General features: G+C 62.5%; 14 protein-coding genes. 6 read left to right on the top strand and 8 right to left on the bottom strand.

All coding sequences use genetic code 11. The features are described 5' to 3' along the window. Nucleotides 1-52: 52 nt before the first annotated feature. A complete protein-coding gene (locus SCL_RS05115) occupies nucleotides 53-676 on the bottom strand; it encodes an L-threonylcarbamoyladenylate synthase (RefSeq protein WP_096360224.1) in 624 nt (207 codons plus the stop codon). Between the two features lie 18 nt (nucleotides 677-694). Then, a complete protein-coding gene (locus SCL_RS05110) occupies nucleotides 695-1,594 on the bottom strand; it encodes a PHP domain-containing protein (protein WP_096360223.1) in 900 nt (299 codons plus the stop codon). Between the two features lie 57 nt (nucleotides 1,595-1,651). Between SCL_RS05110 and SCL_RS05105 the strand changes: the two genes are divergently transcribed. The 6 genes from SCL_RS05105 to SCL_RS05080 all read left to right on the top strand — a co-directional run bounded on the left by SCL_RS05105 (nucleotide 1,652) and on the right by SCL_RS05080 (nucleotide 5,626). After that, nucleotides 1,652-2,395 carry a hypothetical protein gene (locus tag SCL_RS05105; protein WP_096360222.1) on the top strand — a complete coding sequence of 248 codons (744 nt, stop codon included), beginning with the start codon at nucleotides 1,652-1,654 and terminating at the stop codon, nucleotides 2,393-2,395. Nucleotides 2,396-2,494: 99 nt separating this feature from the next. Then, entirely contained in the window at nucleotides 2,495-3,088 is a 594-nt protein-coding gene (locus tag SCL_RS05100; protein WP_096360221.1) for a septation protein A, read from the top strand. Beyond that, nucleotides 3,088-3,387, top strand: a complete 300-nt coding sequence (locus tag SCL_RS05095) for a YciI family protein (protein ID WP_096360220.1) — start codon at nucleotides 3,088-3,090, stop codon at nucleotides 3,385-3,387. Before SCL_RS05100 ends, SCL_RS05095 begins: the two co-directional genes overlap by 1 nt. After that, a complete protein-coding gene (locus SCL_RS05090) occupies nucleotides 3,387-3,653 on the top strand; it encodes a BolA family protein (RefSeq protein WP_096360219.1) in 267 nt (88 codons plus the stop codon). The genes SCL_RS05095 and SCL_RS05090 overlap by 1 nt, the downstream gene beginning before the upstream one ends. A 46-nt stretch (nucleotides 3,654-3,699) precedes the next feature. After that, nucleotides 3,700-4,557 carry a peptidylprolyl isomerase gene (locus tag SCL_RS05085; protein ID WP_172425930.1) on the top strand — a complete coding sequence of 286 codons (858 nt, stop codon included), beginning with the start codon at nucleotides 3,700-3,702 and terminating at the stop codon, nucleotides 4,555-4,557. A 34-nt stretch (nucleotides 4,558-4,591) separates the two neighbouring features. Beyond that, on the top strand, nucleotides 4,592-5,626 hold the full coding sequence (locus tag SCL_RS05080; RefSeq protein WP_096360217.1) for an esterase-like activity of phytase family protein: 1,035 nt from the start codon (nucleotides 4,592-4,594) through the stop codon (nucleotides 5,624-5,626). A gap of 125 nt (nucleotides 5,627-5,751) precedes the next feature. On the opposite strand, the gene SCL_RS05075 is transcribed toward SCL_RS05080, so the two are convergent. The 6 genes from SCL_RS05075 to smc form a co-directional block, all read right to left on the bottom strand. Beyond that, on the bottom strand, nucleotides 5,752-6,120 hold the full coding sequence (locus SCL_RS05075; RefSeq protein WP_096361847.1) for a DUF1499 domain-containing protein: 369 nt from the start codon (nucleotides 6,118-6,120) through the stop codon (nucleotides 5,752-5,754). A gap of 96 nt (nucleotides 6,121-6,216) precedes the next feature. Beyond that, nucleotides 6,217-7,074 carry an EamA family transporter gene (locus SCL_RS05070; RefSeq protein ID WP_096360216.1) on the bottom strand — a complete coding sequence of 286 codons (858 nt, stop codon included), beginning with the start codon at nucleotides 7,072-7,074 and terminating at the stop codon, nucleotides 6,217-6,219. A 77-nt stretch (nucleotides 7,075-7,151) separates the two neighbouring features. Beyond that, complete coding sequence (locus tag SCL_RS05065; protein ID WP_096360215.1) at nucleotides 7,152-7,685, bottom strand: REP-associated tyrosine transposase; 534 nt, start codon at nucleotides 7,683-7,685, stop codon at nucleotides 7,152-7,154. 71 nt (nucleotides 7,686-7,756) lie between these two features. Then, nucleotides 7,757-9,769: an NAD-dependent DNA ligase LigA gene (gene ligA, locus SCL_RS05060; RefSeq protein WP_096360214.1), complete on the bottom strand. Its 2,013-nt coding sequence runs from the start codon at nucleotides 9,767-9,769 to the stop codon at nucleotides 7,757-7,759. Beyond that, the gene (locus SCL_RS05055) at nucleotides 9,766-10,971 is read right to left on the bottom strand and encodes a cell division protein ZipA (protein ID WP_096360213.1); all 1,206 of its coding nucleotides are present in this window, start codon (nucleotides 10,969-10,971) and stop codon (nucleotides 9,766-9,768) included. The genes ligA and SCL_RS05055 overlap by 4 nt, the downstream gene beginning before the upstream one ends. Next, nucleotides 10,971-14,477 carry a chromosome segregation protein SMC gene (gene smc / locus SCL_RS05050; protein WP_096360212.1) on the bottom strand — a complete coding sequence of 1,169 codons (3,507 nt, stop codon included), beginning with the start codon at nucleotides 14,475-14,477 and terminating at the stop codon, nucleotides 10,971-10,973. The genes SCL_RS05055 and smc overlap by 1 nt, the downstream gene beginning before the upstream one ends. Nucleotides 14,478-14,507 lie beyond the last annotated feature (30 nt).

Genomic DNA, 14,507 nt, shown 5'->3' with positions numbered 1-14,507 from the left:
CATCGACATGAAAGCCGGATTCCGGCTTCATCCCCTTGATTTTCAGAAAGATTTACGTGGCAAACCGCGCGGTGTCGCCCTTGCCCTGGCGCACCAGAGTCACGGCCCCGTCTTCCAGTTCGATAACGGACGTGGGATCCAATCCGCAGAAACCGCCATCGATCACCAGATCCAGCTCATGCTCCAGACGGGTCCGGATCTCCTCCGGGTCGCTCAGGGGCAGGTCCTCGCCCGGCAGAATCAGGGTGGAGCTCATCAACGGCTCGTTCAGCTCGGTCAGCAGGGACTGGGCGATCACATTGTCGGGGATGCGTAAACCGATGGTCTTACGCTTGGGATGCTGCAAACGGCGCGGCACTTCACGCGTGGCCGGCAAAATGAATGTGTAGGGACCGGGCGTATTGGCCCGCAACAAGCGGTAATCGGCATTTCCCACCCGCGCGTATTGCGCCACCTCGGAAAGGTCGCGGCACACGAGCGTAAAATTGTGGCGGTCATCCACGCGGCGAATGCGCCGGATACGCTCCATCGCCTCTTTGTCGCCGATGTGGCAGCCGAGCGCATAGCTCGAATCGGTGGGATAGGCGATCACGCCGCCGGCACGCACGATTTCCACCGCGCGCTTGATCAGGCGCGCCTGCGGGTTGACCGGGTGGATTTGAAAATACTGGGCCATGGATTTTTTGAAAACATTTCAGGCAAAGGCCGGGCGCCGCGTTGTATCCGCGTTATCCCATTCCCGCCACACAGGAATGCATCCATCCGGCAACGCAGGTAATCTTCCGAGGTCCATCCAGGTTTTCTCCGGCCCGTGATAATCCGATCCGGCCGAGGCCAGAAATCCGTGCTCCGCGGCGACGCCGGCGAAGTGGCGATTGGCCTCGGGCGTGTGGCTGCCGGAAATCACCTCGATCGCGGCACCGCCGCACTCGCGGAATTCACCCAGCATCTGGCGCAGTTTCCCGGCGCTCAGCTTGTAGCGCGCCGGATGCGCCACCACCGCCTGTCCGCCCGCGGCGACGATCCATTGCACCGCCTCTTCGAGCGTGGCCCATTGCCCGGGCACATGCCCGGGTTTTCCCTGCCCCAGAAACTGCCGGAAGGCCTGTTGCGGGCCGCGCACATAACCCTGATCCACGAGGAAACGCGCGAAATGCGTGCGCGAAATGATGGTCCCCTTGGCCAGGCGCGCCGCCCCCGCGTAAGCGCCCTCGATTCTTTTTTTCTGCAGGCGGCGGCCGATTTCCTCGGCGCGCCATTGGCGGAATTCACGCAGACGCGCCAGCCCCTGCTGCATTTCTGATTGCTCTGGGTTGATGTTGAGACCGACGATATGCAGCGTCTGGCTGCGCCAAGTCACTGAAATCTCGACGCCCGCGATCAGTCTCAGCCCGTGCGCGGCCGCGGCGGTTTGTGCCTCGGCAATGCCGTCGGTCACGTCATGATCGGTCAGCGCCAGCACTTCCACGCCGGCGGCGTGCGCTCGCCGCACCAGCTCCGTCGGCGTGAGCGTTCCGTCCGAGCGCAGGGTGTGTGTGTGCATGTCATGCCGTTGTGGTGTGACCGAAACCGGGATGGCGTTGGAATTGCCCATGGCAAACAGGGTATCATGAATGCCCGATTATTTCGTGACGGCGCCCCTTATCTACCCATGACCAGCACCACATTGCCTCCCAGCCTTGCCGAAGCGGTGCTGCGTTTCAAACACGCGGCGGCGGAGATCAATGACACCTACGAGGGCCGGCGTCCGGACCAGACCAATCAGGTGACGCCGGGCCAGCTGACCGAGGCCATCGAACAGTTCCTGACCATCATCGAGCGCATCGACCGCGAGGAAGGGAAAATCGGCCCCATCGCCAAGGACGACGCCACGCAGCTGGGCGACTACGGCATGACGCTCATCGCCGATCTGGCCGCGTGGGCCGGCCAGCTCAACCTGCCGGTTCCGCGCCAGGACCTGGAAATCGTGACGCTCGCCGCCGCCGACTGGATCGTGCGCCACGACGGACAGATCCGCACGCTCGAACCGGTGGTCAACGCGCTGGCCAATTTCGCCAACCGAGCGCACGATCCCGCGTCGCTGGAGCCGCTGATCACGCTGATGGGACGCGTGGCCCAGGCCGCCGCCAACCTCATCAAGCAGGACCTGGAAAAGAACAATCCCGGGCGCCCGTGGCGGGTGTTGCACCTGAATCGCGGCATCGTCGCCACGCGCACGCACAATCCGGAGCTGATGGAAAAGGTTTTCGACGACCTGGTGCGCTGCCTGCCGGAGGACGCGGCCGCGTTTTTCGCCGAGGGCATGCAGCAGATGGAGGAACTCGACTACCCCCCGCACGTGCGCCAGGTCATGCACCGCTATTTCGACCGCTGGACCCGCCCGCGGATGCACTGATCGGGAAAACCTCGCGAAAACCCGGAAATATTCCGCGATGTTCTTGCCGCCCCGCCGGCGGGGTGCCAAAATAGCGCTCCTTTTGCCGCTGCTTGCACGATGAAATTCCTTTACGACCTGTTTCCGCTGCTGCTGTTCTTCGCGGCCTTCAAGTTTTACGGTATCTACGCCGCCACGGCCGTGGCCATTGCCGCGTCATTCGCGCAGGTGGGTTATTTCTGGTTCCGGCATCACCGCGTCGAGACCATGCACGTGGTGACGCTCGCGGTGATCGCGGTGTTCGGCGGCCTGACACTGCTGCTGCACGACGACACCTTCATCAAGTGGAAACCGACGCTGGTGTACTGGATCCTGGGCGCGCTGGTGCTCGCCAGCCAGCGGTTCGGCCGCAAGACCATCGTCGAGCGCATGATGTCGGCCCAGATCGCGCTCCCGGCGAACGTGTGGAAACGCCTCAACCTGAGCTGGGGCATTTTCTTCGCCGTGCTCGGCGCCGTGAACATCTACGTCGCCTTCTATTACCGCCTCGACCTGGACGCGCAAACGCGCCAGGACATCTGGGTCAATTTCAAGGTATTCGGACTGCTCGGGATTACGCTGCTGTTCGTCGTGGTGCAGGCGTTCTTCATGGCGAGACACATGCAGGATAAACCCGAGGGCGGGGAATCCGCCGCCAACAAGTCCGCCGACTGATGTGGTACGTGATTAACGCCACGGACAACGAAGGCAGCCTGGAGCGCCGGCTTTCGGTGCGCGCGCGACACCTGGCGCGCCTGCAGGAGCTGCAAAACCAGGGCCGCCTGCTGCTGGCCGGTCCTTATCCAGCGGTCGATAGCAACGACCCCGGCCCGGCCGGCTTCACCGGCAGTCTGATCGTCGCCGAATTCGATTCGCTGGAAGACGCGCAATCCTGGGCCAATGCCGACCCGTACGTGGAAGCCGGCGTCTACGCCGGGGTCAGCGTCAAGCCGTTCCGCAAGGTATTGCCCTGATGTCACGCGCAACCCTGATCGAAAACCGCTTGCGCGAGGTGTTCGCACCCTCGAAAATCGAGATACGCGATGACAGCCACCGTCACGCCGGACACGAAGGTGCCAAGGGCGGCGGCGGGCATTTCAGCGTCACCATCGTCGCACCGCAATTTCAGGGAAGAAGTTCCGTGCAACGGCATCAGATGATCTACCAGGCGCTGGGCGAGATGATGAAAAAGGAGATTCACGCCCTCAGCATCCAGGCGTTCGCGCCCGATGAAGTCTGAACCGCGAAACCGTCAGTCAAACCACAACCCTCATCAAGGAAAATCCATGTCTACCTCACGCACTGCTCTCATTCTGTTTCTCGCCGCCGCCGGCCTGTTTGCCGCCGGCTGTGACAAGAAACCCGCTGACGAGGCCGGAAAACAGGCCAAGGAGCCCGACAAGGTCGTCGCCACGGTCAACGGCGAAAAGCTGATGCAATCGGATTACCAGAATTACCTGCAGCTGCGCCAGCAGCAGGTTGGCCCGATTCCCGACAAGGACAAGGAAAAGCAGATCGTGATGGATGAGCTGATCGAAAAAATGCTGCTGGCGCAGCACGCGATCAGCACCAAGCTCGACCAGGAACCGGAGGTGAGCAGCCTCATGAAGCGCGTGCGCGAGGAAATCCTGGTGCAGGCGGTCAAGCGCAAGCTGCTGCGTGACAACCCCATCACCGAGGACGACGTGAAAAAACGCTTCGAACAGGAAGTCGAGGCGACGCACAAGACCGAATACAAGGTGCGCCACATTCTCGTCAAGGACGAGGCCGAAGCCAAGGATATCCTGGCCCAGATCGAGAAAGGCGCGAAATTCGACAAACTCGCCAAAGACAAGTCCGTTGATACGCAGAGCGGCAAGAACGGCGGCGAACTCGGCTGGATCAACCAGGGCATGGTGGTGCCGGAATTTTTCAACGCCGTGATGGCGATGAAAAAAGGCGCGGTCTCGGCCGCGCCGGTGAAGTCCGACTTCGGCTGGCACATCATCAAGGTCGAGGATACCCGCCCGCTCAAGATACCGGCCTTCGAGGAATTCATGGCCGATCAGCGCGCCCGCGCCAACATCCAGCGCAAGATGCAGGACGACCGGATCGGCAACCTGGTCAAGGATCTCAAAGGCAAGGCCAAGATCACGGTCAACTGAGCCACCTGCTCATCCCCATCCCGCCGTCGGCGGGATGGGTTTCATCCTTGCGCCACTCGCGATGAAACATTTCCTCAAAACTGCCGGCGTGATCATCGGGATGCTGTGCGCCTGGTTCCCTGGCGGCGCCCTCCCGGACCAGACAACCCTGGAAACACGGCCGGTCGCGCTTTCCCAAAACCTGAAACCCGGCGACCGCACCGGGCGTCTGCGTTTCCTCGGCATGCTGGAACTGCCCGATCTCATGCGCGACGGCTGGCGGCTGTCGCAATTGTCGGGGCTCGCCTGGGACGATGACGACGGCATTTTGTACGCCCTTTCCGACAAGGGCGCTCTGTTCCATCTGCAACCGCTCTTCGAAGGCGACATCCTGACCGGCGTCAAACTGCTGCAAGCGCTGCCGCTGCGCGAACTGGGCAGCGGCAAGCCGCTGCGCGGCTGGCGCATCGACGCGGAGTCGCTCGACATCCTGAACGGCCGCAACGGACGCCGCGGTGACGCCGAGTTGATTATCGGCACGGAGCGGGTGCCGCAGATCATGCGTTACCGTCCGGACGGCTATGCCATCGGCCAGTACACCCTGCCGGCGCCGATCGACAAGGCCGGGGTGTTTCGCGATCCAAACAAGATGCTGGAGGCCGTATGCGTGGACTCCACGTTTGGCGTCCTGGCCGTGCCCGAAGTGCCGCTCAAAAACGAACGCGAGGGATACACCCGGATTTTCAACGTGGCCGGCCTCTCCTGGCTTTATCCCGTCGCGCCGGGAGACCGGATCACCGCCATGGAATGCCTGGGCCAGGGCCAGGTGCTGGTGTTGCAACAGAATTATCAGAACCCTTTCGGTCAGGTCGTCGTGATGCTCAGGCGCGCACAGCTTGCGTCCGGCTCGCCGGCCCTGCCGCTGAAACCGGAAACGATCGTGACGCTCGACAGCAACAAGGGGTTTCTGATGGACAATTTCGAAGGCCTGGCCCGCCATCGTGGCAATCGCTTCTTCATGGTGAGCGACAACAACGATCTTTTCGTGCAGCGAACGCTGCTGATGTACTTCGAGCTGCTGGATAATTAAACCACCCTCACCTGTAAGGCGAGAGATTTAGAGTTGTCAGCTTGAAGCTGACTGAAAAAACTCCCCTCTCCCCCACGACCGTGGGGGAGAGGGGATATGACTTTAATTAGTAACGCTCAGCTTCATCATTTGACGACGCCCCTGCTCCGCAACGCCTCCCGCAGGCGCTCGACCCGGCGCCGGTTCACGCCGAAGTCCGAATATCCCGTTCTCGATGCCGAACGGACGGCAATGATTCCGTCGCCGGCACGCAGCTCGAGCTCGAGGTCATCCACGAACCGGAACACGAGGCTCGTGCACTCGGCGCGCAGATAGAAGTCTGTATCATTCGTGATTTCTGTCCGGGGAATTTCTTTCATGGCTTCCCGGACCAGAGGCCATGCTTGCCTGGCAGGGATAATGAGTGCGAAGGGGGCCGTGTAATGTGCCGGGTCGGTGGCGTCGCTCGAAACGCAGTTGGGCGAATCCGGACAAGGCGCAAAGCGTTTTGTCATATGCTCAGATTCCGCGCCCGGGGCGGCAACCGGGAGCGTCAAGAAAACCACGAACAGAAAATTCCGCCATAAGGTCATGGTATCGCACATCAAGGATTATCGGACCGAGAATGCCAGAACCGCAAGGCCGGCGGCAACCACCACGATGGCGGCTATCCGCCTGCGCGCGTGTTCGCGTTCGCCGAAGGCGAAAATGGACAACAGGCCGGCAATCACGATACCTGCGTTGGTGAAGGCCACGGCATAGGCGGCGGAAAGATACTGCATCGCGAAGATCACCAGTCCATAGGCATTGCCGATGAACAGCCCCGCCGGCAACCAGCGCGAAACAGGCGGCATTACTGATGGCCACCAATGCCCCAGACGCAAACGCTGTTCGAGGCTGAGCGCGATAAATGAAGCCGTCAGGTCAACGCTCACCAATCCCAGCTGCGCGCCGTAGGTCGGCAGGCTCGCCACTGCGAATTTGTTGCTGAGCGAATACGCGCTGGTGGCGAAGGCGGCGATAACGGCCAGGGTCACCGCGCGCCGGCTGTCGCCATGTCGTGCGCTGGCCGCGAGCAGCAGCAGACCGGCGACGGAAACAAGTATGCCGAGCCAGCCGGACGCGGCGATCATTTCGCCAAAGAACAAACTGCTCCAGAGTGCGATCAGCAACGGCGAACTGCGGGCAATGGGATATACCAGCGCCACCGGCGCACGGCGATAGGCCGCGCCCAGCATCAGGAAATAAAGACTGTTGGCCAGCGCCGAGATGACCAGCAGGCCCGCGAGATTCAACGACCAATCGGCTTGAGTGACAAGGGAATACAACGACCACGGCCCGAGAACAACAAGGTAACCGACCAGCGCCCACCAGAGAAACCGGGTATCGGGATGGCTCGCCCGCGCCAGCAGGTTCCAGGCGACGTGCATCAGCACCGCCGCCGTTAACGCCAGTGCCGCCGCGGTCATTTCAGTTACGCCCGCCGATCAGGCCGAGCACAATCAAATAATGTAGGTTGGGGTGAGCGCAGCGAACCCCAACAAACTTAACGCTCTCCATATTTGTTGCTGTCCTCATCCTGATTCCCCGCAGCCCAATCCGTACTCACAATACCTTCTGTCATAAACCGATGGATGCTTGAATGCAACCAATCCACCGGCTTTGCCACATAACCGTGTTTCACAGGGTTATAATGAATGTAATTCACGTGGCGCTCATAATCTTCTTCATCACGCACCAAATGCTCCCAGAAACGGCGCTGCCAGATACCACGCTCTCCTTTTGTTATACGGCTGCTGTTGCGACCTTCATCCGCTGGCAGCCTGCGCGAAAATCCGCTCTTGATCAGCATCCAGCGGGTGGAAAAATCCTTGTCGTTATCCGGCAATGTCCAGATGGCGTGAAGATGGTCCGGAAGTACCACCATGGCATCAATATGGAACGGATGTCGGGATTGCACCTCACGGATTACCGTTCGCAAGACATCGGCGTAATCTACCAATAATGTCCGGCTCCTCTCGGCTAGGTTGACGGTGAAAAAATAGCTGGCTCCAGGAATCCCTGCGCGGCGATAACGCATGAGAGTATTTCAGTGAAATATCGATATATGTTTGTTGGGGTTCGCTGCGCTTACCCCAACCTACATAAAAGCTATTGACCAATCAACTTTAGGAATCCCTTCTCATCCAGCATCGTGATCCCCAGCTTCTCCGCCTTGTCGGCCTTCGAGCCGGGGTCTTCGCCGACAACCACATAATCGGTTTTTTTCGACACGCTGTCGGTAACCTTGGCGCCGAATGCTTGCAGTTTGCGCCGGGCTTCGTCGCGGCTCATGCTGGCCAGGCCGCCGGTGAGGACGAATACCTTGCCGGCGAGCGGTGAATCCTTCCTCGCCTTCACGGGTTTGGGCCAGTGAATGCCGGCCTTGATCAGGGCGCGGATGACTTCGCGGTTGTGCTTTTCGTGAAAGAAGCTGTGGATGTCCTCGGCCATGGCCGGGCCGATGCCGTGGACCTGCTCCAGGGTTTCGCGTTTGGCATCCATGATGTCGTCGAGCGCGCCGAAATGATCCACCAGCAGCTGCGCCGTGGCCTCGCCCACCTGCGGGATGCCGAGTGCGTGAAGAAAACGGGCCAGCGTAGTGGTTTTGCTCTTCTCTATCTGGTCCAGCAGGTTCTGCGCTGATTTTTCAGCCATACGCTCAAGATCGGCCAGCACGTCTTTTTTGAGCCGGTAGATATCGGCCACGGTTTTCACCATGCCCTTTTCCACCAGTTGCTGCACCAGCTTGTCGCCCAGGCCCTCGATGTCCATGGCATGGCGCGAGGCAAAATGCAGTAGCGCGCCCATGCGCTGCGCGGAGCAAACCAGGCCACCCATGCAGCGGTGCGCAGCTTCCTCCTCTTCGCGGATCACTTCTGAATCGCAGACCGGGCATTTCTTCGGCATGTGCCACTTGCGCGTGCCGCGGGGGCGCTTGTCCTTGATGACGCCCACGACCTCGGGAATCACGTCGCCGGCGCGGCGCACGATCACGGTGTCGCCGATGCGCACGTCCTTGCGTTCGAGCTCGTCCTGGTTGTGCAGCGTGGCGTGCGTCACGGTGACGCCACTCACCGCCACCGGCTTCAGCACCGCCACCGGCGTGATGACCCCGGTACGTCCGACCGAGGCCAGGATGTCCTCGACCACGGTGGTTTCTTCCTGCGCCGGCAGCTTGTGCGCGATGGCCCAACGCGGCGCGCGTGCCGTGTAACCCAGGCGCTCGCGCGCGGCAAGATCGTCCAGTTTGTACACGACGCCATCGATTTCAAATGGCAGGTCTTCGCGCTTGCCGAGCATCTCGCGGTAAAACTTGAGACACTCATCCGCGCCCTTTGCGACATGGAAAAACTCCGTGGTGCGGAATCCCCACTCCTTGAGATATTTCACGACTTCGGAATAACGTGGCGCGACCGGTTTGGACGTCTGGCCCAGGCCCCAGGGGAAGAAGCTCAGTGGCCGCGCGGCCGTGATGCGCGGGTCAAGCTGGCGCAGGCTGCCAGCGGCGGCGTTGCGGGGATTGGCGAAAATCTTGCCGCCCTGTTTCAATTGTTCGGCGTTGAGGCGCTCGAAATCCTTTTTCGGGATGACCACTTCACCGCGCACCTCGAGAATGTCCGGCCAGCCTTTGCCCTGCAGATGCAGCGGCACGGTCTTGATGGTGCGCACGTTGACCGTCACGTCCTCGCCGGTCTCGCCGTCGCCGCGAGTGCCGGCCTGCACCAGCATGCCTTTCTCATAACGCAGGCTGATCGAGGTGCCGTCGAACTTGGGTTCGGCGGTATAGGCAACATCGCCTTCGGTCTCAAGCCCCTTGCGCACGCGCCGGTCCCATTCGCCCACCTCCTCGTCGGAGAAGGCGTTGTCCATGGAGGTCATGGGAATGGAATGCCGGACCTCGCCAAACTCCTGCGAAGGCGCGGCGCCGACCCGCTGGGTCGGCGAATCGGGCGTGATCAGGTCGGGGTATTTGGCTTCAAGTTCCTGCAGTTCGCGTAGGAGCTTGTCATATTGCGCGTCGGAGATGAGCGGGCTGTCGAGAATGTAATAACGGTAATTGTGGTGATTGATTTCCTGGCGTAATTCCGCGGCCCGCTGCCGCGGTTTTCCCGCGCTGCTCATGGGGTCGCGGCTTCGTTGAACAGCTTGAGCGCGGTCTCGCTTCCCGGCGGAATGCCAAAAGCGCGCATCTTTTCCTCGATCTCCTCGATCTGGTGGTGGATCACCGCGATGCCCTTGTCGGTGAGCGGACGGCGGTTCTGGTCCTGCAGGCTGCCGCCCAGGGTATCGGCGATCATGCGCGCGGCGGCCACCATCCGGTCGAAGGCCACGCCCGGCTGAAACGCGCAGGGCACGCTCATGAACAGGCTCAATCCGTCGGTTACGAAGCTGTCCCACGCGGCGGGATCGAAGGCGCTCGGCTCGTCCAGGTTCGCGAGGCTGAACAGGTGCCGGCCCCCCGGCGCGATTTCATTCTTCATGTGAAACATATTCCTGGCGCCCAGCTCCATCCCCGCCTGGCGCGCCGCCATCTCGATGGCGCGTCCCGCGAAGGACGGCGTGGAGGCAGGCACCACGTGGATACCGGCGATAACGTCATAAGTGTCGCAAAACCCCTGCAATGCCGCGGCGCGCTCCATACCCGCCTCGAAGGTCTCCGGGAGTTTCGTCGGTCGCGCGAGCGTATCGGCCAGCTTCAGGCCGATCTGCATGAACGCGTTGAGCTCGGATTCATCGATCGGCCCGCGCGGGTCGGTCAGCTGGATCACCAGCTTGAGATCGTCATACTCGGTGGTTCCGGGATCGAGCTCGAGATCGGACCAGCGTTCGGTGCGGTGGTGGCGTCCATACAGATGGCGCGGCTTGTTGAGGTTGTACTCGTTCTGCTTGTACACGGAGAGCGCGGCGTCGCGCATCACCGGCCCCTCGCCCGGCAGATCGATGACAAAATCGATTTTTTCGTCCGGCAGGTACTGCCGGCCGGGCTCGGCGCGGGGACGCAGACGGCGCTGCAGGCCCGGCTTGAGGTTGAGCGGCATGGTCGCCATTTCCTCGAGCACGCGGATTTCCTTGCGCAGCACTTCTGCGCGCGGCTTCTCGCGCAACGTCACGTCGAGATCGGAACGCAGGAATTTTTCGCCGCCCTCCTCGCGCGTGGCATCCGGCAGATTGGGGCGGATCGGCGCGCGATCCTCCGGGAAGTCGCCCAGATGCACTTCCGACCGCGGGCGCGGACGGCGCAACCGGGACATGTCGTACGCGGTCAGGGCGACGACGGCAACAATGACGATTCCGATGAAGAGCAGTGCAAACTGCAGGTTCATTACTGCGCGACCATCTCCATGGCCTGATCCACGTCCACCGCCACCAGGCGCGACACGCCCGGCTCGGACATGGTGACACCGATCAGGATGTCGGCCATCTCCATGCTGATCTTGTTATGCGTGATGTAAACCAGCTGGGTCTTGTCCGACAGGGTCTTCAGGGTTTCGCAATAACGGATCACGTTGGCGTCGTCCAGCGGCGCGTCCACCTCGTCCAGCAGGCAGAACGGCGCCGGGTTGAGCTGGAAGATGGCGAACACCAGCGCCACCGCGGTGAGCGCCTTCTCGCCGCCCGAGAGCAGGTGGATGGTGCTGTTGCGCTTGCCCGGCGGGCGCGCCATGACGGACACGCCGGTTTCGAGCAGGTCGTTGTCGGTCATTTCGAGATGCGCGCTGCCGCCGCCGAAAAGCTGCGGGAAGAAGCTCTGGAAATATTCGTTGACCTGGTCGAAGGTCTCCTTGAAGCGCGTGCGCGTCTCGCGGTCGATCTTGCGGATTGCCTCTTCCAGCGTGGCCAGCGCCTGCGACAGGTCCTCGCACTGCTTGTCGAGATAGGTCTTGCGCGTGTTGGCCTCCTCGAATTCCTCGATCGCCACCAGGTTGATCGGCCCCAGGCGCTCGATGCGCGCGGTCACCTGCTCCAGGCGTGAGGCCCATTCGGTTTCGTTGGCCTCGGGCGGCAGCTCCGCGCGCACGGCCTCGACCTCGAAACCGGATTCGCGCAACTGGTCGGCGACGGTTTCGCGGCGCACCGTCAGTTCCTGCAGCACGACGCGCTCGCTTTCGTGTTTCTCGCGGATTTCGGTGGTCTTGCGTTCTTCCCGCGTCCGCGCCTGTTCCTGTTCGCGCAGCTGGGTTTCGAGATCGGTCACCGCCTGGCGCGCGGCGTTCAAGCGCTCCTCGATGCCCAGGCGCTTCTGCAGGAATTCGTCCAGATGCTGGCGGTATCCCGGCGTCGGGTCCTGTTCGCCCGAAAGCGCCAGCGACAGCTGCTCGCGCCGCGAGATCAGCTGCTGCAACTGCCCCTCGAGACGCGCATGGCTGGCGCGCGTGGCCTCGAAGGCGGTCTGTTGCGTCTCGCGCTCGATTTCCAGGCGATGCACGCTGTCGCGCGCCGCGGATTCCTGCGTGCGCGCCTGTTCTACCGCGTCCAGCAGGGTCTGGCGGTTCTGCTGCAACTGCGCGCGCCGCTGTTCGTGTTCGCCGCCGGTGGCCTCAGCCTGGCGCAGCAAATCGCCCGCGGCGGAAATCTCTGCCTGGTCGCGGCCCAGCTGTTCGCCGATTTCATTCTGCTCGCGCTCGATCTGCGCGCGGCGCGATTCGAGCTGCGACAGCCGCGCCTGCTTGTGTCCAAGCTGCTCGCGCAACTGCGCGCGATTGCGATTGTTCTCGCTGAGATCGCGGGTGAGCTCGTCGCGCTCGTCCTCGAGATTCTGCAACTGCGTATCCAGCTCGGCGATCGCCGCCTGCAGGTTGGCGAGCTTGTTGTGCCATTCGCCCAGATCCGATTGCAGCGTTTCGATTTCACGCTCGCGCAGCAGCCAGCCGGCGCGCGCGCCTTTCTCGCTTCCCAGGCTCAGCCAGTTGCGGCCGACCCAGGCGCCGTCGCGCGTGACGAAGGATTCGCGCGCCGTGAGACCGCCGCGCCAGGACAGCGCCTGTTCCAGCGATTCGGCGACGTAAATGCCATCGAGCAGCGGCGCGAGATTGATGTCGCCCTGGATCTTGTCGAGCAGCGCCGGATGCGGCGTGGACCCGCGCGCGGCCGGCGTGCCCTGTTCGATGAACGTGACCTGCGACTGGTCGTAGCCGGCGGCCGCGGACGCGACCGATTCCATCTTCGGCACGCACACGGCGCCGAGATTGACACCGAGCACCCGCTCCACGGCCTTTTCCCAGCCGGATTCGACCTTGAGCACGCGCGCCAGGCGCGGCGCCTTGTCGAGACCCTGCCCGTGCAGCCACTCACCCAAAGCCGCGTCGCTCTCGCCCTGCGCCGCCGCCTGCAATTCACGCAACGAGGCCAGACGCGCCTCGCCACTCTGTTTCTGGCCGCGCACCTCGGACAACTCGTCATCCAGCTCGTCGCGCCGGTCGCGCGCCTCGCGCAAACGCGCCTCGATTTCGCCGATCGAGCGTTCCCGCGCCTCGCAGGATTCGTCCAGTTCCGCCACCTGCGTGGCCAGGGCGTTGGCCGGCTCTTTTTCCAGCTCCGCGCCGATGGTCGCGGCCTCCTGTTCGAGGCGCGCCTGGCGTTGGCGCAGCTGTTCAATATGACCTTCCAGCTGGCGCATGCGCGCGGTCTGGACCTCGCGCACCCGGGCCGGTTCGGCCGCCGCTTCGCTGAAAGATTCCCACTCGTTTTGCCAGTCCTGCATGGCGCGCTCGGCCTGGGCGCGGCTCTCCGCGGCGGCGTCGCGCGCGCGGGTCAGTTCTTCCAGCTGCGGCGTCAATTCTTCCAGCCGACGCTGCAGTTCTTGCATGCGCGCCACATCCGACTGCAGATGCTGGCTGGCCTCGCTCCAGGCGCGGTTGACCTGCTCCTGCTCGCGCTCCTGGTTTTCGCGCGTCTCGCGCGCGTGCTGGATGGCCTGCTCCAGGCGCGAAATCTCGGCGCCGACGGAATAGAACTCGGCCTGCACCGCGTTGAACTGGTCCACCGTCTCGGTCTGCTGGGCACGGATTTTTTCGATCTCGGCTTCGATGCCGCGCTGCTCTGCCAGCACGGCGTCCAGCGCCGTCTGCTGCTGCGACAACAACATGTCCTGGCTCTGCACGCGCCCGTCGAGTTCCTGCCAGCGCAACACCAGCAATTGCGCGCGCGTCAGGCGCTCTTCCTGCTTCAGTTCCTTGTAGCGCGCCGCGGCGCGCGATTGCCGGTGCAGCTTGGAGAGCTGGGTATCGAGTTCCTTGCGGATGTCATCCACGCGCGTCAGGTTCTCGCGTGTGTGCTTGATGCGGCTCTCGGTCTCGCGGCGGCGTTCCTTGTATTTGGAAACGCCCGCGGCCTCTTCCAGGAAGCCGCGCAGGTCTTCCGGCTTGGCCTCAATGATGCGCGTGACCATGCCCTGCTCGATGATCGAGTAGGCGCGCGGCCCCAGGCCGGTGCCGAGGAAGATGTCGGTGATGTCCTTGCGCCGGCACTTGGTCTTGTTGAGGAAATAATCGGACTGGCCGTCACGCCCGGCCTCGCGCCGGATGGAAATCTCGGCATACTTGGCGTACTCGCCGCCGGCACGGCCTTCGCTGTTGTCGAAAATGAGCTCGACCGAGGCCTGCGCCACCGGCTTGCGCGAATTGGAGCCGTTGAAAATGACGTCGGCCATGGAATCGCCGCGCAGGTTCTTGGCCGACATCTCGCCCATGACCCAGCGCACGGCGTCTATAATATTGGACTTGCCGCAGCCGTTCGGCCCGACAATGCCGATCAGGTTGCCGTTGATGGGAATAATGATGGGTTCGACGAAGGATTTGAAGCCGGAAAGCTTGATTGTTTTAAGTCGCATCGTGTCCCGTGTGTGTCCTGTCCGCCGGCC

Origin of the sequence: Sulfuricaulis limicola (genome assembly GCF_002355735.1) — a bacterium.
Classification (GTDB): domain Bacteria; phylum Pseudomonadota; class Gammaproteobacteria; order Acidiferrobacterales; family Sulfurifustaceae; genus Sulfuricaulis; species Sulfuricaulis limicola.
Note: the sequence above shows the minus strand (reverse complement) of the source record. Positions and strands in the feature narration are given on the sequence as shown.

What these genes read in the sequence shown, in the direction of transcription:
- SCL_RS05115 (WP_096360224.1), bottom strand. Translation starts at nt 676, where the DNA reads ATGGCCCAGTATTTTCAAATCCACCCGGTCAACCCGCAGGCGCGCCTG.
- SCL_RS05110 (WP_096360223.1), bottom strand. Translation starts at nt 1,594, where the DNA reads ATGGGCAATTCCAACGCCATCCCGGTTTCGGTCACACCACAACGGCAT.
- SCL_RS05105 (WP_096360222.1), top strand. Translation starts at nt 1,652, where the DNA reads ATGACCAGCACCACATTGCCTCCCAGCCTTGCCGAAGCGGTGCTGCGT.
- SCL_RS05100 (WP_096360221.1), top strand. Translation starts at nt 2,495, where the DNA reads ATGAAATTCCTTTACGACCTGTTTCCGCTGCTGCTGTTCTTCGCGGCC.
- SCL_RS05095 (WP_096360220.1), top strand. Translation starts at nt 3,088, where the DNA reads ATGTGGTACGTGATTAACGCCACGGACAACGAAGGCAGCCTGGAGCGC.
- SCL_RS05090 (WP_096360219.1), top strand. Translation starts at nt 3,387, where the DNA reads ATGTCACGCGCAACCCTGATCGAAAACCGCTTGCGCGAGGTGTTCGCA.
- SCL_RS05085 (WP_172425930.1), top strand. Translation starts at nt 3,700, where the DNA reads ATGTCTACCTCACGCACTGCTCTCATTCTGTTTCTCGCCGCCGCCGGC.
- SCL_RS05080 (WP_096360217.1), top strand. Translation starts at nt 4,592, where the DNA reads ATGGGTTTCATCCTTGCGCCACTCGCGATGAAACATTTCCTCAAAACT.
- SCL_RS05075 (WP_096361847.1), bottom strand. Translation starts at nt 6,120, where the DNA reads ATGACAAAACGCTTTGCGCCTTGTCCGGATTCGCCCAACTGCGTTTCG.
- SCL_RS05070 (WP_096360216.1), bottom strand. Translation starts at nt 7,074, where the DNA reads ATGACCGCGGCGGCACTGGCGTTAACGGCGGCGGTGCTGATGCACGTC.
- SCL_RS05065 (WP_096360215.1), bottom strand. Translation starts at nt 7,685, where the DNA reads ATGCGTTATCGCCGCGCAGGGATTCCTGGAGCCAGCTATTTTTTCACC.
- ligA (WP_096360214.1), bottom strand. Translation starts at nt 9,769, where the DNA reads ATGAGCAGCGCGGGAAAACCGCGGCAGCGGGCCGCGGAATTACGCCAG.
- SCL_RS05055 (WP_096360213.1), bottom strand. Translation starts at nt 10,971, where the DNA reads ATGAACCTGCAGTTTGCACTGCTCTTCATCGGAATCGTCATTGTTGCC.
- smc (WP_096360212.1), bottom strand. Translation starts at nt 14,477, where the DNA reads ATGCGACTTAAAACAATCAAGCTTTCCGGCTTCAAATCCTTCGTCGAA.